Genomic DNA, 19160 nt, shown 5'->3' on the forward strand with positions numbered 1-19160 from the left:
TTGTATGGGAATCTTGGCTAAGATTAAAGGTCTATATGAATTAAAGGAATCAATAGGGATCAGTATCTTCCTGGGTTCTGACAGTCAATGCAGCTTTCATCTGAGTTACCTTAAAAAGACCAATGATGAGATCGAGATACTTTTAAATGAATCTTTTCAAAGTTGGGATACCTTACTGGATTTCTTACAAGGCTATAAAGCTATTCCTATCGCTATCCAACTGCAGGGCAGGGGTGTATTAATTAAAGAGGTGCCAAAAACGGAAGAGATAACGGATAAATCTCTGGTCGATGTATTTCCCAATTTCACAGATGAAGATTATCTATTTACCTATTTTAAAGGCTTTTCTAAGGGCTGGTTGAGTTTAATAAGAAAGGAGCTGTATACGGATATTCTGGAAAAATTTAATTCCCTGTATTGCCGTGTTTTTCAGGTGTTTCTAGGTCCTTTTGTGAGTGAAAATATATTGGAATCAATGAATGGGTATTCCGGGCTGTACAAGTTCGCAGGTCATGAAATTTCGATAGAAACGGACTCTGGCTTATGGGAATCTTATAAGTATAACCCCCAAACTAGCCGTAAATTTCTACTAAAAATTCAGGGAACAGAGATGAAGGAAAATTACATCATTTCCTATGCTCTTGCTTTTTCGTTGCTCCTACAGCCATATCTTGAGGATTATGCCGTTGAAGACCCAAATTTGGAGGGTGAATTATACGAGTACAGACAAAAACTAAAATTTAGAGTTAATTCCATCGCCTTTCTAAGTATACTTTTATTTTTACTAGTGATTAATACGTTATTATTCACCCATTACAGTTCTAAGTTTGAATGGATAGATTCAAAATCGAGAGAAAATACCTTATCCCGGGGAGAATTGGAGGAATTGAATATGAAATCAAAACTAAATGACTCACTTCTGAGGGAAATGGGATGGAATTCGGGCATCCGAAAATCATGGCTTATCAATCAGTTAATGTCATCCCTTAAGGATAGGGATGGTTTGCAAATTCAGCGAGTTGAGATAAATCCTGCTTTGGAACGAAGATTATCCAGCAAACAAAATGAAAAAATAAACCCATACCTGATTAAAATTTCGGGCAGCAGCCTTTCGCTGGATCAGCTTGAAGATTGGACCAGGGTGCTTCGGAACCTACCTTGGGTTGATCAGGTCGAAATCAACCGGTTTGTTCTCCGTAACGACCCAAGGAGCAACTTGATGGATTTTATGCTAAATATCAAATACCGAAATGAACTTTAGGGATTGGACATACGGGAAGAAGAATAAGGGATTGATTGTTTTTGCAATCGTTGCGCTATTAATATCCTGGTTGCTTGCTTTTGGAAAAACCTACCGGTTGATTCGAGATTATCATAATACTGAGGATAACCTTGAAAATAATCCATGGATTCATTCGAATAAGAAAATTGTTTCTGATAAGGTGATATTGCAGGATAGTTTGCTATCTCTTTATACGGCCGACTCCACGACTTGGAGCATTGGTCTGCTTTCGAGCCTAAATGATGTTATAAGGGATGATGAAGTAAGGGTAAATTTTGAAAATCCCGAAATAAAAACCAACCATAAGATTCTGGAAAGAGAAGTAATGTTAATTGGGACATATCAAGAGATTGAGAAATCTTTAAAGGACATTGAAAGTAAATTTTTTATTAAATCGGTTAAATTATATGTCGATAAAGGCTCGTTAAAATGTCAGGTTTCACTAGTTGTGGTCAAAGCAAACAATGAATGATGTTTTTTGAAGATTTACTTATATCCTGTATGGAATTTTCAGAACTAATTTCCAGCATTAATAATGAAATAAAATAATGGAATTGACATAAATTATTGGCAATTTTTCAATTTATAGTTAGACTTAAGATAAGAAATACTATGGGACCTCAAACTGCGGGACATATTTAGGTTGATCAAATATTACAAAATTAATTATAAATCTCTTTTTATATTATTTTAATTATTACTTTTGAACATGATGGATCAAAAAGGATCCGCGAACTGACCAATACCAATATTATTAACTTGAAAGCCAGTATTATATGTTAAAAATAAGACATTGTATCCTGTTGCTAGGATCAATATTTTTATTTCCAAGTTTTTCAATCGCGCAATCGACCTACCTTTCGATCCCTGATACCAGAGATGTAGCGACATTGCCCTTAGATTATGGACGAAAGTTGACATCCCAATTTAAAAGGGGGACAGTGATCGGGTTCCCTTCAAGTAACTATTATACCATTTTAGGCCTACGTGGCTGGTCCGATGACAGCGGAGGTCCCGCCCATGAACTGGCATTTTCCAATCTTTCGGGAATTTCCTACCGGACGGGAACCATAGCTTCCGGTTGGTCAGGTTGGAGAAAGGTACTTGCAGAAAATATAGCTGGAAATGTTGGGATAGGAACGGACAATCCAATGGAGAGACTATCTGTTAATGGGAAGATCCGAGCAAAGGAAATCAAGGTTGAGGCGGCAAACTGGCCTGATTACGTTTTCCATTCAGATTATGAACTTTTAAGCCTTGGGGTGATCGAACAGTTCATTAAAACAAACGGACACCTTCCAGGGATACCGACGGCGGCAGAAATAGAATCTGAAGGAGTATCATTGGGAGAAATGAATACAGCCCTATTGAAAAAAATAGAAGAACTCACTCTCCATCTGATCGAGAAAGACAAGGAACTGAAAAGACAAAACCAGGAAATTGAGAAATTGAAGAGAAAGGTTATGCAAGTCCATTATCTTAATTAAGAAAAAAACAATAATGAAAAGATACATTCTTATCATAACCTATCTTGTTATATACATCATAAGTTTCGGGCAACATAACAACGCGACAAATTTTATCAATATACCCCCAAATCCAACTTCAAGCAAATTCAAACTCTTTTAGCCAATAATTAATTTTTATATAAAAAATTAACTTTCCGAAGATTGTTAAAAAAGTAAAATAAAAAAACAGAACATGAACAATAAAGTGATTTGTCAACTAGTAATATGTTTTTTGCATCTTGTAATATTCCATCTCCTAGATAGTCAGGCTACCGCCCAAGTAGGTAATGGATCTTTTGAAAGGCAATCGGTAACCGATATTTTACCCCCTGCGCCTAATGCATACGAATTGACACGTTATTCCGGATTACCAGTTAATCATTCTACTGGGGCAATAAATACAACAATTCCGATTGGTACAATACGAAACGGAAAGACGGCCGTTCCGATCACATTAAGGTATAATTCAGGAAATGGAATCACTCTGGATCAATTTCCGTCAAGGACCGGGATGTCATGGGCTCTTGATGCTGGTGGGGTCATTACTAGGACGGTGTATGGTAACCCTGATGAGACGTCCACCTTTTTGACGGCACCCTCTGATATGGTGTCCAATACACCGAGTCTATACCAGTATTTCTATGCTTTGGTTAATTCCAATGTCGCCGATTCACAGCCTGACATCTTTAATTTTAGCTTTAATGGAATTAATGGGAAATTCATCTTCGAGAAAGGCACTAACGGAAAAATAGTACTTTTGAATCCTTCGGCCCTAAAAATAGAGTCCAATTTTAATGGAGCTCTTTCAGGGAATTGGACGTTCCGGATTACGGATGAAAAAGGTGTGAAGTATTATTTCGGAGGAAACACAGCGACAGAAAAAAGCCGGACATCTCCGCTGGGACAGTCATGTGGGAAAAATTACGATCAGGCTGTCCCAACTGCTTGGTACCTTAAATCGATCGTCGACTTAACGGGCAACGAAATCAAGTTCGATTATGTTTCGTGCAACTTCGAATATTCTGCTAGTGTATCAGAGTCAATAATAAGGACTCCGTTGGCAACACTCGCAGGTACGACCTGCCGGCCTTGTCCGACATGTCCTGAAAGTTTTTGCCCCCCTAGGAACGAGGAGAGACTATGTGTACAAACTCTATCCAGTCAGGGTAGGATATTAAAGTCAATATCCTCGAAGTACCAGCGGGCAGAATTCAGATATGGTTCGAGGCAAGACCTAAGTGGCGATTCGCTGTTGACCCATATACAATTCTATGAACGATTGATAAAGAATGGTGACACCGTCCTTTCTAACGTAATACAGACATATGCCCTTTCCTATGTCCATAGTCAAAACAATTTATTTAATAAACCTACGGTTTCAGTAGATAACTTAACTACGCGACCCTTTTTAAGCAGTGTGAGGCACACTTCGGCCGGGATGCAAGATGAAGTTCACCGAATTGAGTATTACGATATAAATCGGTTAGCTCCTAGATTGTCATTTGCACAGGATTACTGGGGATTTTTTAATGGAAAAAACAACTTAAGCTTGGTGCCTCAAAGCTCAAATCCTGATCTTTCAGCAATCTTCACCGGAAACCTTGGGGATCGAAATCCTGATGGGAGTGTTTCGCATTTCGGTCTGCTCAGTAAGATCACCTACCCCTCAAAAGGGACCGATAGTGTCATTTATGAACCGAACACTTATTTTGGTGTTAATGAAGAGGATATAACGGTTTCCAAAACATTATCTGTCGAAGGGACAGGTACTAAGGGAGAGGTAACTAAAACATTGACGTTTTCGAATAAAAAGCTACAAAAATTTAAATTTGTTCTTTCATGTGTATATAGCGGGAGTGGAATAGATGATCAAATCCATCAGGGGACCTCCGTTTATGTTTATAATGCAAGCAATACATTGTTGACTAGTGGTAATGTACTTATTGGTCAATCCAAAACGATATCCATCGATCTCCCTGTGGGTAATTTCCGGATAGAGCTGGTCTCTGCTGGCCAGGCTGCCAGGGGCTATGTTGGATTTTCCTTTTGGGATGGAATAAAACAAATATCTGGAAACTTTATTACGGGTGGTGTCAGGATTCAGAAGAAAATTTCTAATCCCTTAATAGGTCCTTCTATTGTTAAGACATATCTATACACAGGTTTATCCGATCAAACTAAATCAAGTGCAAAATTATTTAGACTCCCCACTTCTGAGGAATATTATTCAGAATTGATAGACGGTCATATCTGCCAGATCAGTTTCTTAGCTACCATCGTTAAGAAATGCCATTATAAAATTGCCAGCAACCATAATGTTTTTCCTCTTGAATCCTTCTCAGGAGGGCATATATTCTACACTGATGTTATTGAATTGAATGGCCCCGACTGGAACAATGGAGGCACTCTCTATCGATTTATGGGTGAAGGAGGCAGTGTTGCGCTTCAATTGCGTGGGACAAGGATCCCAGGCGTACCTGTCGGTAACTTTGGATTTGAAGCAGGCACTCCAATTCAAGAATCTCAATTTATAACGGTGGGTGGTACGCAAGGGGCATATCTAACTAAGCCAGTTCGAGAAGTTTTTACAAGTTATAATTCCGATATACGACTCTCTAAAGATCTGAATTATTACGTAGTTAGGAAAAATTGGGATACCCAGCCAAGCAATACACCTTCAGAAGTCGATTTCGAACCTTTTGATGTAGCTAGGTATACGTTAAGGAGAAAATGGATATATGTCGACACGATAACTGAAGTCCAGTATAATCTTATTGGTGCAGACCCGGTCATCACAAAAAGGATATATCAATATAGTGATACGAACCACCTCCAGCTTACGCAGATTAGAACGATTGGTAGTGATGGTGGCGTTAATGTCAGACTTGTCACCTATCCCTTACAATATAGCAACTCAACCGGATCTATTGGGGAAATGAAACAGAATCATCTTGTTTCCTTTCCGATTGAGAGCATTGAATATAAGGAATTAGGTTCTGCGAAAATTGTTTTATCTGGTGAGATCATAAAATACAGGAATGGAATTAAAGGAACTATTGATGAGGTCCTGAAACTTCGACTGAATTCACCTATTCCAATTGCCAGTTTTAAGCTGTCGAATAGATTATTGGGGCAATTGCCTAGCGAGGGAATTGATGGTTCATTTGTTCCTGATAATCGATACAGCCCAGAGATTATTTTTGGAAGTTACGACAGTTACTCAAACCCCCTTGAGCTTAGACTTAAGTCCGGGCCCCCAACGGTTTATTTGTGGGGGTATGGTGGGCAGTATCCCATAGCAAAGATCGAGAACGCGACGTACGCTGAAGTCGCTGCGGTCTTCGGGAGCAGTTCTGCGACGATACTGAATGCCCTGAACGCCCATAACGTGAGCGATGCGACGATAAATACGCACATGAAGACGCTTCGGGACAGTCTGGGCAGTTCACAGGTTACCAGCTACACCTACGGTCCGCTCGTTGGTATGACGAGCAAGACGGATCCTCGGGGTATCACGGAACATTACCAGTACGACGGGTTCCTGCGCCTGAAGGGAGTGCTCGACTTTGAGATGAACGTCCTTATGGATTACCAATACCATTACCGTCCCTAAACGACCAGAACGATGAAAAGACTATTGAACCTTATATTGCTGGGATCCGTTTCGCTGTGCAGCCATGCGCAGGATGTAGACCTGGAGCTGAGCAGCTACAACGGTACGGCCACGAGCTATTCTGCGCTGAACAGCATCACGTTAAAGCCGGGCTTCCATATACCGTCGGGGAAGAACGTGCACCTTTTTGTGCAGGGTTCCCCGAACGTGGTGAGCGGTCTCACCGCCTCGCAGAACTATGTGCTTACGCGGACATTCCGCAAACCGGTGAAAGTGGCGGACCTATCTTTGATCCGCCCGATCGGCGATGAGAACCGCACGGTTCAATACCTTGATGGCCTAGGACGTGCTGTCCAGACCGTGGCGGTGATGGCCAGCCCTACCTATAAGGATATCGTTCAGCATATCGAATACGACGGCCTTGGCCGCCAGACTCGCAGGTACCTTCCCTATGCTGAGCAGAGCAGCGACAACGGCAGCTTTAAGGCTGCCGCCAGGACCAATCAGGGGAACTTTTATAAGTCAACCCGCTGGGACGCGCATGTGGCAGAGATAGACAGTCCTTTCGCCGTTACGGTCTTTGATAACAGCCCGTTGAACCGCGTTTTGCAGCAGGGAGCGCCCGGTCTCCCGTGGCAGCCCGTCGCTGTTCGGGGGACCGCGACCACCACGGGCCGGACGGTGGTGAGCGAGTACGGAACGAATTCCTCGGTCAGCACGACCCGCGATACTGTCCGGCTGTGGGCGGTGAGCAGTGGTGGGGCCAGTGCCCCGTCGCTCTACCCTACCGGAAAGCTCTACCGGACGACGGTGAAGGACGAGAACTGGGTCTCCTCGAACGGCCGGGCAGGGACCATTGATGAATACAGGGATTTTCAGGACCGGGTGGTGCTGAAGCGTGTCTGGGAAACCTCGAGCAAATTCCTGGACACTTATTATGTATACGATGACCTTGGGGACCTCCGGTATGTGGTCCCTCCCGGGATCAAGGGCACCAGTATCGCCGAGAGCAGCGCGAACTTTGCCGAACTGGTCTATGGCTACCGTTATGACGACAGGCGCAGGCTGGTGGAGAAGAAAGTTCCGGGTAAGGGCTGGGAATACATCGTCTACAACAGGAACGACCAGCCCGTCCTGAGCCAGGATGCGATGCAGCGCACTCGCAAGGAATGGAGCTATACGAAATACGATGCCTTTGGCCGTGTGACCTCTACGGGCCTTTACATCAATACGAACACGGCCCAGGTTTCACGTGCCCAAGTGCAGGCTGTGGTGGACGTCCATACGGGGCCACTTTGGGAGACGCGGAGCGGTGCGGACTACCCGACGACCACGTTCCCTACAACGGGTACGGGCATTACGGTAAAGCCTCTGGTGGTGAACTATTATGACAGGTATGATTTCACGGGAGCTACAACGTTAGGTCCACCTCCCACCGGGATCGGCAGGTCCGATAAGACCAGGACGCTCCTGACGGGCATGAGGGTATATCGGGAAGATGGCAGCACTTCTCTGCTGACGATCAACTATTATGACGATAGGGCCCGGTTGGTGCAGACGGTATCGGAGAACCACCTGGGCGGTACGGACGTGGTGACCAACAGCTATCTTTTTTCGGGAGAGGTGGAAACCAGAAGCCATGTGCACAGGGCATCTGCCGGCGGAACGGCAACGACTTTATTGACCACGAACAGCTATGACCATGTCGGCCGTCCACTGCAGACGCGCAAGAAGGTCAACAGCCAGACGGAAGTGGTCCTGAGCAGCAATGAATACAACCAGATCGGTCAGTTGAAGCGCAGGGGCCTGCACAGCGAGAACAACGGTACCAATTACATGACCGTTGTCGACTATGACTATAACGAGCGCGGATGGGGCAAGCGTATCGCCTCGAAAGAGCTGGCTATCACGCTGAACTACCAGGACGCAGGGACGGTACAGTACAACGGGAACATCTCGCGCCAGCAGTGGAGCCACGGGTCGGATGCCCTTAGAACGTTCAGCTATGGCTATGACCGGCTGAACCGGCTGACCAACGGAACGAGCAGCGGTGCACCGGGGATGAGCGAGGTGCTGGGTTATGATGACATGGGCAATATAAAGAGCCTGAACCGGGACGGACTGGCCACAACATATAGCTACCTGAACTCGGGCCGTAGCAACCGTCTGGACAAGCTCACGGGAGGGTTTATCGGCAGCACACCAAAGGTCTACAGCTATGACCTGAACGGCAATGCGACAGTGGACCGGCTGGGTACGGCCTTTAGCTATAACCACCTTAACCTGCCCAAGACGGCGAGCAGGACAGGGGTTTCGGTATCCTACGGGTACGATGCACTGGGAACCAAGCTCCAGAAGTACTCGGATGTCGGCGGTATCCGGACGACCCGTGACTATGTCAGGGGCATAGAGTACAAGAAGGAGGGGACGGGATCCCAAGCCATAGACCTGATCCTAACGGAAGAGGGATACCTGCAGAACAGCAGTGGGACGTATGTTTTCCACTACAACCTGAAGGATCATCTGGGCAATGTGCGGTCGGTGATCAGGAAGGGCTCGACCGAGACTGCCTCAGTGGTCGTACAGAAACAGGACTATTATCCTTTCGGCAAAACGAAGGCCATTGTAACCGGAGGGATAAATCGTTATCTTTATAACGGTAAGGAGAAACAGGAAGAGCTGGGGGACCAACTGGACTACGGGGCCAGGTTCTATGACAGTGAAATAGGGAGGTGGAACGTCGTGGATCCGATGGCAGAGAAGATGAGGAGACACAGTCCCTATAACTATGTATTCAATAATCCGATGCGATTTATTGATCCTGATGGCATGATACCTGATGACTATGGATTGGATGAAGCAGGCAATGTTGTATTTCTAAGGGAGACCAAAGATAAAACAGATAGGTTAATCGCATTGGATAAGAACAATCGCGAGACTGAAAAATCTATCGAGGTGGAAGAAGGTGTATTAAATAATATAGAAAAAAATAAAAATTTTGACGGGAAAGAGTACTCATCTATAAAAATAAATAATGACATTAAAGCAACTGAATTATTTGAATTCGTAGCTGAAAACTCTAACGTAGAATGGTCACTTCTAAGATATGACAAAACTTCAAATATTCTTTTAACTTCTAATGAAGAAAATACAGAAAGAGGAGCATCCCATTTTATGGCAAAAATATATAAAGATAAGCTTCAGTTACGCGAAAACATTCATAGTCATCCTAACTGGACAGATGTAGGACCTTCAGGTTTCAAAACGGCAGAAAGATCATTAAAAAATTCCGATAGAGCAATGGCAGAATTTTCCGAAAAATATTTCCCTAAAGCCATTTTCAAAGTATATCAAGTTCGAACAAAAAAATATATAAGATATGATGGCAATAAAATATATTGATTTAAAATATACTATTTTAATTCTATTTTTGATGATATTATTTTTAAATGGAATTTTAATTCATAATCAAGCAAATGCCCAAGAGAAACAAATTCAATTTAAAAAATATGAATTTAAAGATAAATTGGTGCCAAAACTTTTTCTTCAGGACCTCCAAATATCAAAAAAAATAGAAAAAAAAGAATATATAGTTGTTAATTTTAATAGATCAAAAAAACAATTAAAAATAGCTATAATGGATCGTTACGAATTCAGTAAAAATATGTTTCTATTTAAGGATATTGTGGTAGGTGTATCAAAGTTTAATTGTAAAACATTTGGATTTTTAGGTGATTCAGAAGAATTTCTACAAAGTACCAATAAATTTATAAAAGTTGATTATTATAAAAATTATTATAAACAAATTGAAAAGAGTAGATTGAGAAAGGCTAAGGAACAGGGGTTGATCTATTTTCCTACAAATATTGATCCTTATTCTTTATTTTACAGATTTGATAATGGGACTTTAACTTATTTGGATGCAAACATGATTTCTGTATTTAATAATGAATGGATGTAATTTTTTGTTGCTCTTTTCATGCCGGTATTGTGGGAGAAAGAGATCGTTTGATAAACAGCTATCTTTCATTAGTAAAAAAGGTCAAGCCAAAGTTTCTTTTCTTTGAAAATGTCGAAGGGCTTTACAAAGTGAAATGACACAGAGTTGCCTTTAAGGCGTATGTAGCGGAGCTCGAGGAAGCATGTTACGTTGTTTGGCATGAAATACTAAACGTGTTTAATTAAGGCTATCCTCAGAATAGGCTAAGAATAGCCTTAATTGCATTTGAAAAGCAAGTAGTTTCAAATCTAAGTAAAGCGGGGTTTATTGCAGAAAAGTATGTATTCAGATGGCCTGTACAAATGTATAATAACCCCAAGTCAGTGGGTTGGCCGAGTAAAATAACATATGATAACAAGATTATTCTTAAAATGCCTAAAGATAAAGCTCGCCTTTGCGTAGCTAATGCATTTTTAGGTCTGGGAAATGACACTCCGAACCAAGATGAATATTTCAATCCGAAATCTCATCGTTTTTTAACGATTGACGAAGGAGATACAAATCGTACATCATTTAAAAGATTGCATCGATATAGATTTAACCCAACGGTTGCATATCTAACTAAGCCAGTTCGAGAAGTTTTTACAAGTTATAATTCCGATATACGACTCTCTAAAGATCTGAATTATTACGTAGTTAGGAAAAATTGGGATACCCAGCCAAGCAATACACCTTCAGAAGTCGATTTCGAACCTTTTGATGTAGCTAGGTATACGTTAAGGAGAAAATGGATATATGTCGACACGATAACTGAAGTCCAGTATAATCTTATTGGTGCAGACCCGGTCATCACAAAAAGGATATATCAATATAGTGATACGAACCACCTCCAGCTTACGCAGATTAGAACGATTGGTAGTGATGGTGGCGTTAATGTCAGACTTGTCACCTATCCCTTACAATATAGCAACTCAACCGGATCTATTGGGGAAATGAAACAGAATCATCTTGTTTCCTTTCCGATTGAGAGCATTGAATATAAGGAATTAGGTTCTGCGAAAATTGTTTTATCTGGTGAGATCATAAAATACAGGAATGGAATTAAAGGAACTATTGATGAGGTCCTGAAACTTCGACTGAATTCACCTATTCCAATTGCCAGTTTTAAGCTGTCGAATAGATTATTGGGGCAATTGCCTAGCGAGGGAATTGATGGTTCATTTGTTCCTGATAATCGATACAGCCCAGAGATTATTTTTGGAAGTTACGACAGTTACTCAAACCCCCTTGAGCTTAGACTTAAGTCCGGGCCCCCAACGGTTTATTTGTGGGGGTATGGTGGGCAGTATCCCATAGCAAAGATCGAGAACGCGACGTACGCTGAAGTCGCTGCGGTCTTCGGGAGCAGTTCTGCGACGATACTGAATGCCCTGAACGCCCATAACGTGAGCGATGCGACGATAAATACGCACATGAAGACGCTTCGGGACAGTCTGGGCAGTTCACAGGTTACCAGCTACACCTACGGTCCGCTCGTTGGTATGACGAGCAAGACGGATCCTCGGGGTATCACGGAACATTACCAGTACGACGGGTTCCTGCGCCTGAAGGGAGTGCTCGACTTTGAGATGAACGTCCTTATGGATTACCAATACCATTACCGTCCCTAAACGACCAGAACGATGAAAAGACTATTGAACCTTATATTGCTGGGATCCGTTTCGCTGTGCAGCCATGCGCAGGATGTAGACCTGGAGCTGAGCAGCTACAACGGTACGGCCACGAGCTATTCTGCGCTGAACAGCATCACGTTAAAGCCGGGCTTCCATATACCGTCGGGGAAGAACGTGCACCTTTTTGTGCAGGGTTCCCCGAACGTGGTGAGCGGTCTCACCGCCTCGCAGAACTATGTGCTTACGCGGACATTCCGCAAACCGGTGAAAGTGGCGGACCTATCTTTGATCCGCCCGATCGGCGATGAGAACCGCACGGTTCAATACCTTGATGGCCTAGGACGTGCTGTCCAGACCGTGGCGGTGATGGCCAGCCCTACCTATAAGGATATCGTTCAGCATATCGAATACGACGGCCTTGGCCGCCAGACTCGCAGGTACCTTCCCTATGCTGAGCAGAGCAGCGACAACGGCAGCTTTAAGGCTGCCGCCAGGACCAATCAGGGGAACTTTTATAAGTCAACCCGCTGGGACGCGCATGTGGCAGAGATAGACAGTCCTTTCGCCGTTACGGTCTTTGATAACAGCCCGTTGAACCGCGTTTTGCAGCAGGGAGCGCCCGGTCTCCCGTGGCAGCCCGTCGCTGTTCGGGGGACCGCGACCACCACGGGCCGGACGGTGGTGAGCGAGTACGGAACGAATTCCTCGGTCAGCACGACCCGCGATACTGTCCGGCTGTGGGCGGTGAGCAGTGGTGGGGCCAGTGCCCCGTCGCTCTACCCTACCGGAAAGCTCTACCGGACGACGGTGAAGGACGAGAACTGGGTCTCCTCGAACGGCCGGGCAGGGACCATTGATGAATACAGGGATTTTCAGGACCGGGTGGTGCTGAAGCGTGTCTGGGAAACCTCGAGCAAATTCCTGGACACTTATTATGTATACGATGACCTTGGGGACCTCCGGTATGTGGTCCCTCCCGGGATCAAGGGCACCAGTATCGCCGAGAGCAGCGCGAACTTTGCCGAACTGGTCTATGGCTACCGTTATGACGACAGGCGCAGGCTGGTGGAGAAGAAAGTTCCGGGTAAGGGCTGGGAATACATCGTCTACAACAGGAACGACCAGCCCGTCCTGAGCCAGGATGCGATGCAGCGCACTCGCAAGGAATGGAGCTATACGAAATACGATGCCTTTGGCCGTGTGACCTCTACGGGCCTTTACATCAATACGAACACGGCCCAGGTTTCACGTGCCCAAGTGCAGGCTGTGGTGGACGTCCATACGGGGCCACTTTGGGAGACGCGGAGCGGTGCGGACTACCCGACGACCACGTTCCCTACAACGGGTACGGGCATTACGGTAAAGCCTCTGGTGGTGAACTATTATGACAGGTATGATTTCACGGGAGCTACAACGTTAGGTCCACCTCCCACCGGGATCGGCAGGTCCGATAAGACCAGGACGCTCCTGACGGGCATGAGGGTATATCGGGAAGATGGCAGCACTTCTCTGCTGACGATCAACTATTATGACGATAGGGCCCGGTTGGTGCAGGCGGTATCGGAGAACCACCTGGGCGGTACGGACGTGGTGACCAACAGCTATCTTTTTTCGGGAGAGGTGGAAACCAGCAGGCATGTCCACAGGGCATCTGCCGGCGGAGCGGCAACGACTTTATTGACCACGAGCAGCTATGACCATGTCGGCCGTCCACTGCAGACGCGAAAAAAGGTAAACAGCCAGGTGGAAGTGGTCCTGAGCAATAATGAATACAACCAGATCGGCCAGTTGAGGCGCAAGGGCCTGCACAGCGAGAACAACGGTACCAATTACATGACCATTGTCGACTATGACTATAACGAGCGCGGATGGGGCAAGCGTATCGCCTCGAAAGAGCTGGCGATCACGCTGAACTACCAGGACGCAGGGACGGTACAGTACAACGGGAACATCTCGCGCCAGCAGTGGCGCCACGGGTCGGATGCCCTGAGTACGTTCAGCTATGGCTATGACCGGCTGAACCGACTGACCAACGGAACGAGCAGCGGTGCACCTGGGATGAGCGAGGTGCTGGACTATGATGACATGGGCAATATAAAGAGCCTGAACCGGGACGGACAGGCAACAACATACAGCTACCTGAACTCGGGCCGTAGCAACCGTCTGGACAGGCTCACGGGAGGGTTTATCGGCAGCACACCAAAGGTCTACAGCTATGACCTGAACGGCAATGCGACAGTGGACCGGCTGGGTACGGCCTTTAGCTATAACCACCTTAACCTGCCCAAGACGGCGAGCAGGACAGGGGTTTCGGTATCCTACGGGTACGATGCACTGGGAACCAAGCTCCAGAAGTACTCGGATGTCGGCGGTATCCGGACGACCCGTGATTATATAAGGGGCATAGAGTACAAGAAGGAGGAAACGGGCTTTCAGGTGATCGATCTGATCCTAACGGAAGAGGGATACCTGCAGAACAGCAGCGGGACGTATATTTTCCACTACAACCTGACGGACCATCTGGGCAATGTGCGGGCGGTGATCAGGAAGGGCTCGACCGAGACGGCCTCAGTGATCGTACAGAAACAGGACTATTATCCTTTCGGCAAGACGAAGGCCATTGTAACCGGAGGGATAAATCGTTATCTTTATAACGGCAAGGAGAAACAGGAAGAGCTGGGAGACCAACTGGACTACGGTGCAAGGTTCTATGATGCGGAGGTAGGCCGGTGGAACGTGGTAGATCCGCTGGCGGATGAGTTTGAAAACCTTTCCCCTTATAACTATGGAATGAACAATCCCATCTTGATGATTGATCCAGATGGAATGGCTCCAGATTCTACATTGATTGGAGGGATAATTGAAACGATTACTGTTTGGGGCAATAAAAAAGCTTCAGGAACATTTTTAAATATAGGATTATTTTCTGCAGCAAATGTGTATGGAGATGAAGGGCTGAACAAATTAAGACCTGAGACGAATTTTGATGTTTTAACTGCATATTTCACATATGTTGGGAAAGTTGTGACGCACTCTCAGAGCGGAAAACCTGAAGGAGGGAAAGTCCCATTTAAGAACAATATGTCAAGGAGTATTTTAAAGTTTGCTAGTAGGGTAAGCACCCAAAAAATGACTAGACATATCAAAGCCAGCGCCCCTAACAACAAATCTTATTTTGACAAGATTGAAGATGCACAATCGGTTTTGGATGCTTATAATACAGGTAATTACAGACTAATAAGTGAAAATGTCTCTCAAAATACCGTTGTTATTCAAGTTAAACATGTTACCGGTACATTTATTAATGTCGGAAATCCTAACGGGTTACCTGATCTTAAAATGCCTAGTCAGAAATTTATGATTCACTCAACATCCGCGCCTAAAGTTGTACCCGTAAATCCTAATAAATAATGATAGATTTAAATAGAGTAAGATTATCATTGCATAGAGCCCTATTATTTAACATACTATGTTCTGTTAGATTTATTTTTGTAAAAGTCATTGGAAACAAATTAATTTTAACGGTTTATAGTGATGTTGAATTTAGTTTGGTTGAAAAAGATGTTTATTATTCAGTGATAGGGGAAGTTACAGGAGATTTCGTAGAGTTGGATGACTCAATTTCAGAATTGAATTTAGTAGTATCTCAAGTTAATTTTGAGAAATTAGCAACCAACAATATCGGCGATTTAATTTATGCAAGATACGAATGAGATGACGCTATAAGGATCACCATTGGTTGATCCCAATAGGCAGTACGATTACGGAGCGAGGTTCTATGATGCGGAGATCGGACGCTGGAACGTCGTGGATCCGCTGGCAGAGAAGATGAGGAGACACAGTCCCTATAATTATGTATTCAATAATCCGATGCGATTTATTGATCCTGATGGCATGATACCTGATGACTATGGATTGGATGAAGCAGGCAATATTATATTTCTAAGGGAGACCAAAGATAAAACAGATAGGTTAATCGTATTGGATAAGAACAAACGCGAAACGGAAAAATCTATCGAGGTGGAAGAAGGTATTTTGAATAATGAAAAGAAAGCTATCTCATCCAGTGGAAAAGAATATTCTTATTTTAGTGTTAAAGGTGATAAACAGGCTACAGAACTTTTTGAATTTGTAGCTAATAACTCGAAAGTTGAATGGGGACATGTGAAATATGAAAAGGAATCTAATTATCTATCTACCAGTAATAAGGGAAATTTCGAGGTTGGAGCGAACCATCTGGCGAAAGGGCTCGGGGAAAAGCGTAAATTAATACGCGAAGTGAATCATAGCCACCCTAATTCAATTCAAGGGCCAAGTGGATACGGTACAGCTACACAAAACAGAAAAACGGGGGACAAAGCAACCGCTGTATTTATTAATTCTTTTTCTTCTAAAACATTATTACATGTTTACATTCCGAAAACTGGAATGTATATTCGTTTTGACCCTGAAAAAGTGTACGAACCCAAAAATCGCTAATTATGAAATATCTGTTTTTGATATTATTGTGGAGTTGTAACATCCAGACTAAGGTTTGTTTTTTAACTCCGAAAGAGCCCAAGATCGAAGCTGAGATTGTTAAAACTGTTTTTGAGCATTTAGAGGAAAATTCTATTTTGGAAAAAAGTGTAATAGTCCTAAATATAAACAATATTGATGATACTTATGAGATAAAGGCTACAGGGCTCGAAAAAGAAGAATTAAGATGGTACCTAGAAGGTAAAAGGGAAAGGTTGTTTGGGTATACTGATTTTAATAGAATTCCGGTAATGATTTATGGAAACAGTGCCCATAAATTTTATAATAAAACTAAAGATAAGACGTCATTTGATTTTTTAATTCCTTACAAACATACAAAAGAGAAAAATAAAGGGAAGATAGCAGATGAACCTGAAATATTTGAACCAATGGTCTGGGTTTATATTTATCATGATGATAAGTTTGAGCTATTGGTGAATGAAATGGCATTGCCTTTTTTGAATTAACTACAGGATTATTATGCCATTGTCAAGACCAGGGCTATTGTAACCGGAGGGATAAACAACTTTCTTTACAATGGCAAGGAGCGACAATCAGAGCGGGGAGACCAACTGGACTACAGTGCAAGGTTTTATGACCCGGAGATCGGACGGTGAAACGTGGTGGATCCGCTAGGGGAAGCGTTTGAAAGTTATACGTCATATATTTATGGAAATAATAGTCCGATTAGATACAGTGATCCTACTGGAATGGCTGCAACCGATTCTACCTTATTTGGAGGTATAATTAAAACGGTTACTGTTTGGGGTAATAAAAAAGCATCTGGAACATTCTTGAATATTGGGATGTGGTCGGTCGTTAACGCATTTGGGTTTGATTATGCATTTGAAAAGGGAATTAATCCAGAAACAAATTTTGATGTATTGTTTGCAATTACTACAAGCACAACTAAAATAGTTGCTTTAAGTCAAGGAAATAAACCAAGTGCAGAACCTAGGCCAAGGAATATAAAAATTCCCCTACTTAATAATTCTATACCCAAACGACTTGCAAGAGTAATTCCTGCAAATATTAAAGGAAATACACTAGGTGCTCCTGGATTAAAGGATGTATTTGTGACAGCTGCAGAAGATATAAAAGGACTAAATGCTTCTCAAATTGCTGAAAAATTGACAATTCCTAAATCTGTGTCGGATTTTTTAGTTATTGAATTTGATACTCCCAGCTCAGGTCTCTCATCACCAATAAATCGCGACAATCCAGGGTTTATAGGTTTTGGCTTAACGGAAGGAGGAGCAAGAGAATTTACAATACCTAATCAACAAAACGTGAAAACACAACTAACGCTTATGATGAAGATCTATTAAATGCTTTTGATAAAAGTGAAATAATTAAAACTAAAATTCCATTTGAATTAGAGGTAAATCAACTAGAAGCAATCCCTTTAGAGCAAGATAAAGCAAAAATGATTTGGGATGCTTGGTATGAAAAATACTCTGTTTTCAAAATTAATCCTGAAACCAATGAATATGAAGACGTTTCACTGCAAATTCTTGACTCATGTTATTTCAGAGCAAAAAGGAGCAATAACTATAAGGAATTAATCAATAGAATTGATTTTTATAAAGAAATTGTCAAACATAAAATTGAAACGTTTCCAATTAAAATTAATCCAGAATATCAGGGTGAAGAATACCCTAATAAAATATTTGTAAATTACACCAATAAATAAAAAAGCTAATATCATTTTGTATGAACAATAATGACACTAGCATATTTGACCTAAATTTGTATTCTATCTTTAAAACCTAGGTTAAACATGCATGTTTCAGGAACCCTTGGATCGATGGAAAGTGGACTGAGGACTAAATATTATTGAAAAGCCAACAAAAATGTGGCAATTATGGGACTGGAATTCAATTTCCTCATTCTGGTTTTTGGGTTTGCATGTATATGGTCGTTTTCTGCGACAAAAATAATGGATTCAATAATTGAAGATATTTCATGTCATATAGTGTCTCAAAATGTTGTTTCACAAATCTATGTTTCATAAATTAGCTTATCAATCGTTTTTATGAAAATAGGATATGCTAGGGTAAGTACCCAAGATCAAAACTTAGACATGCAGATCGATGCATTGAAAAATGCTGGCTGCGAAATCGTATTTGAAGAAAAGATTTCCGGAAAATCGAAATAACGCCCAGAGCTTAAGAAACTCTTCGAAAAATTAAGAAAAGATGATACTGTTGTCGTGTGGAAATTAGATCGTCTCGGTAGATCTCTAAAAGACCTAATTGATCTAATCACAAAAATGCAACATCTTGATGTGAACTTTCTCAGCATACAAGACGGAATTAATACAAATACGGCTACAGGTCGATTTACATTTAACATTTTCGCTTCGCTAGCTGAGTTCGAGAGAGAAATTATTTCCGAAAGAACTAAGGCCGGTTTAATTTCAGCCAGAGCACGTGGTCGAAAGGGGGGGAGACCACCTGGATATGGTAAAGAAACTATGAAGAAGATAAAGGCAGTGAAAACATTATATGATGCTAGCGATAGCCCCTCTGTGCAAGATATAGCCGACAGTCTGAAAATAAGTCGAGCAACGTGTTACCGGTATTTAAAGGCACATGACAAAATGGATAATGATCTTAATAAATAA

15 protein-coding genes and 2 pseudogenes are annotated in these 19160 nt (G+C 42.8%); all 17 read left to right on the plus strand.

Going from position 1 to position 19160, the window contains the following annotated elements; all coding sequences use genetic code 11:
• The first annotated feature begins 4 nt into the window (after positions 1–4).
• The 17 genes and pseudogenes from CKW03_RS00970 (at position 5) to CKW03_RS20975 (ending at position 19160) form a co-directional block, all read left to right on the plus strand.
• Positions 5–1261: a PilN family protein gene (locus CKW03_RS00970; protein ID WP_093101355.1), complete on the plus strand. Its 1257-nt coding sequence runs from the start codon at positions 5–7 to the stop codon at positions 1259–1261.
• Positions 1251–1754, plus strand: coding sequence for a hypothetical protein (locus tag CKW03_RS00975; RefSeq protein ID WP_093101357.1), 504 nt, complete (start codon positions 1251–1253; stop codon positions 1752–1754). The genes CKW03_RS00970 and CKW03_RS00975 overlap by 11 nt, the downstream gene beginning before the upstream one ends.
• A gap of 304 nt (positions 1755–2058) precedes the next feature.
• Positions 2059–2769 (plus strand): hypothetical protein, encoded by a 711-nt coding sequence (locus tag CKW03_RS00980; RefSeq protein WP_197700963.1) that lies wholly within the window; start codon positions 2059–2061, stop codon positions 2767–2769.
• Positions 2770–3022: 253 nt separating this feature from the next.
• Positions 3023–6403 (plus strand): hypothetical protein, encoded by a 3381-nt coding sequence (locus CKW03_RS00985; RefSeq protein ID WP_139185544.1) that lies wholly within the window; start codon positions 3023–3025, stop codon positions 6401–6403.
• Between the two features lie 12 nt (positions 6404–6415).
• Complete coding sequence (locus CKW03_RS00990; protein ID WP_095067822.1) at positions 6416–9805, plus strand: DUF6443 domain-containing protein; 3390 nt, start codon at positions 6416–6418, stop codon at positions 9803–9805.
• Positions 9783–10364: a hypothetical protein gene (locus CKW03_RS00995; RefSeq protein WP_093101678.1), complete on the plus strand. Its 582-nt coding sequence runs from the start codon at positions 9783–9785 to the stop codon at positions 10362–10364. The genes CKW03_RS00990 and CKW03_RS00995 overlap by 23 nt, the downstream gene beginning before the upstream one ends.
• Positions 10355–10501 (plus strand): DNA cytosine methyltransferase, encoded by a 147-nt coding sequence (locus CKW03_RS20865; RefSeq protein ID WP_139185547.1) that lies wholly within the window; start codon positions 10355–10357, stop codon positions 10499–10501. The genes CKW03_RS00995 and CKW03_RS20865 overlap by 10 nt, the downstream gene beginning before the upstream one ends.
• 273 nt (positions 10502–10774) lie before the next feature.
• On the plus strand, positions 10775–12013 hold the full coding sequence (locus CKW03_RS01000) for a hypothetical protein (protein WP_139185548.1): 1239 nt from the start codon (positions 10775–10777) through the stop codon (positions 12011–12013).
• Positions 12014–12025: 12 nt separating this feature from the next.
• Positions 12026–15427, plus strand: coding sequence for a DUF6443 domain-containing protein (locus CKW03_RS01005; protein WP_095067824.1), 3402 nt, complete (start codon positions 12026–12028; stop codon positions 15425–15427).
• On the plus strand, positions 15427–15729 hold the full coding sequence (locus tag CKW03_RS01010) for a MafI2 family immunity protein (protein ID WP_093101012.1): 303 nt from the start codon (positions 15427–15429) through the stop codon (positions 15727–15729). The genes CKW03_RS01005 and CKW03_RS01010 overlap by 1 nt, the downstream gene beginning before the upstream one ends.
• 40 nt (positions 15730–15769) lie before the next feature.
• A pseudogene (locus CKW03_RS20870) lies at positions 15770–15920 on the plus strand (RHS repeat domain-containing protein); the annotation flags it as partial.
• A complete protein-coding gene (locus tag CKW03_RS20195; protein WP_236736570.1) occupies positions 15911–16495 on the plus strand; it encodes a JAB-like toxin 1 domain-containing protein in 585 nt (194 codons plus the stop codon). The pseudogene CKW03_RS20870 and the gene CKW03_RS20195, both read left to right, overlap by 10 nt.
• A 2-nt stretch (positions 16496–16497) precedes the next feature.
• The gene (locus CKW03_RS01020) at positions 16498–17001 is read left to right on the plus strand and encodes a hypothetical protein (RefSeq protein WP_093101009.1); all 504 of its coding nucleotides are present in this window, start codon (positions 16498–16500) and stop codon (positions 16999–17001) included.
• 243 nt (positions 17002–17244) lie between these two features.
• Positions 17245–17862, plus strand: a complete 618-nt coding sequence (locus CKW03_RS01025; RefSeq protein WP_093101015.1) for a polymorphic toxin type 10 domain-containing protein — start codon at positions 17245–17247, stop codon at positions 17860–17862.
• A 98-nt stretch (positions 17863–17960) separates the two neighbouring features.
• Complete coding sequence (locus CKW03_RS01030; RefSeq protein ID WP_093101007.1) at positions 17961–18227, plus strand: hypothetical protein; 267 nt, start codon at positions 17961–17963, stop codon at positions 18225–18227.
• 342 nt (positions 18228–18569) lie between these two features.
• A pseudogene (locus CKW03_RS01035) lies at positions 18570–18962 on the plus strand (recombinase family protein); the annotation flags it as partial.
• Positions 18951–19160, plus strand: a complete 210-nt coding sequence (locus CKW03_RS20975; RefSeq protein ID WP_445009323.1) for a helix-turn-helix domain-containing protein — start codon at positions 18951–18953, stop codon at positions 19158–19160. The pseudogene CKW03_RS01035 and the gene CKW03_RS20975, both read left to right, overlap by 12 nt.

This window comes from Sphingobacterium mizutaii, assembly GCF_900187125.1.
Lineage (GTDB): Bacteria > Bacteroidota > Bacteroidia > Sphingobacteriales > Sphingobacteriaceae > Sphingobacterium > Sphingobacterium mizutaii.

What these genes read in the sequence shown, in the direction of transcription:
- CKW03_RS00980 (WP_197700963.1), top strand. Translation starts at nt 2,059, where the DNA reads ATGTTAAAAATAAGACATTGTATCCTGTTGCTAGGATCAATATTTTTA.
- CKW03_RS01030 (WP_093101007.1), top strand. Translation starts at nt 17,961, where the DNA reads ATGATTTGGGATGCTTGGTATGAAAAATACTCTGTTTTCAAAATTAAT.
- CKW03_RS01005 (WP_095067824.1), top strand. Translation starts at nt 12,026, where the DNA reads ATGAAAAGACTATTGAACCTTATATTGCTGGGATCCGTTTCGCTGTGC.
- CKW03_RS00990 (WP_095067822.1), top strand. Translation starts at nt 6,416, where the DNA reads ATGAAAAGACTATTGAACCTTATATTGCTGGGATCCGTTTCGCTGTGC.
- CKW03_RS01010 (WP_093101012.1), top strand. Translation starts at nt 15,427, where the DNA reads ATGATAGATTTAAATAGAGTAAGATTATCATTGCATAGAGCCCTATTA.
- CKW03_RS01000 (WP_139185548.1), top strand. Translation starts at nt 10,775, where the DNA reads ATGCCTAAAGATAAAGCTCGCCTTTGCGTAGCTAATGCATTTTTAGGT.
- CKW03_RS01025 (WP_093101015.1), top strand. Translation starts at nt 17,245, where the DNA reads ATGGCTGCAACCGATTCTACCTTATTTGGAGGTATAATTAAAACGGTT.
- CKW03_RS20865 (WP_139185547.1), top strand. Translation starts at nt 10,355, where the DNA reads ATGGATGTAATTTTTTGTTGCTCTTTTCATGCCGGTATTGTGGGAGAA.
- CKW03_RS00970 (WP_093101355.1), top strand. Translation starts at nt 5, where the DNA reads ATGGGAATCTTGGCTAAGATTAAAGGTCTATATGAATTAAAGGAATCA.
- CKW03_RS00995 (WP_093101678.1), top strand. Translation starts at nt 9,783, where the DNA reads ATGATGGCAATAAAATATATTGATTTAAAATATACTATTTTAATTCTA.
- CKW03_RS20195 (WP_236736570.1), top strand. Translation starts at nt 15,911, where the DNA reads ATGATACCTGATGACTATGGATTGGATGAAGCAGGCAATATTATATTT.
- CKW03_RS01020 (WP_093101009.1), top strand. Translation starts at nt 16,498, where the DNA reads ATGAAATATCTGTTTTTGATATTATTGTGGAGTTGTAACATCCAGACT.
- CKW03_RS00975 (WP_093101357.1), top strand. Translation starts at nt 1,251, where the DNA reads ATGAACTTTAGGGATTGGACATACGGGAAGAAGAATAAGGGATTGATT.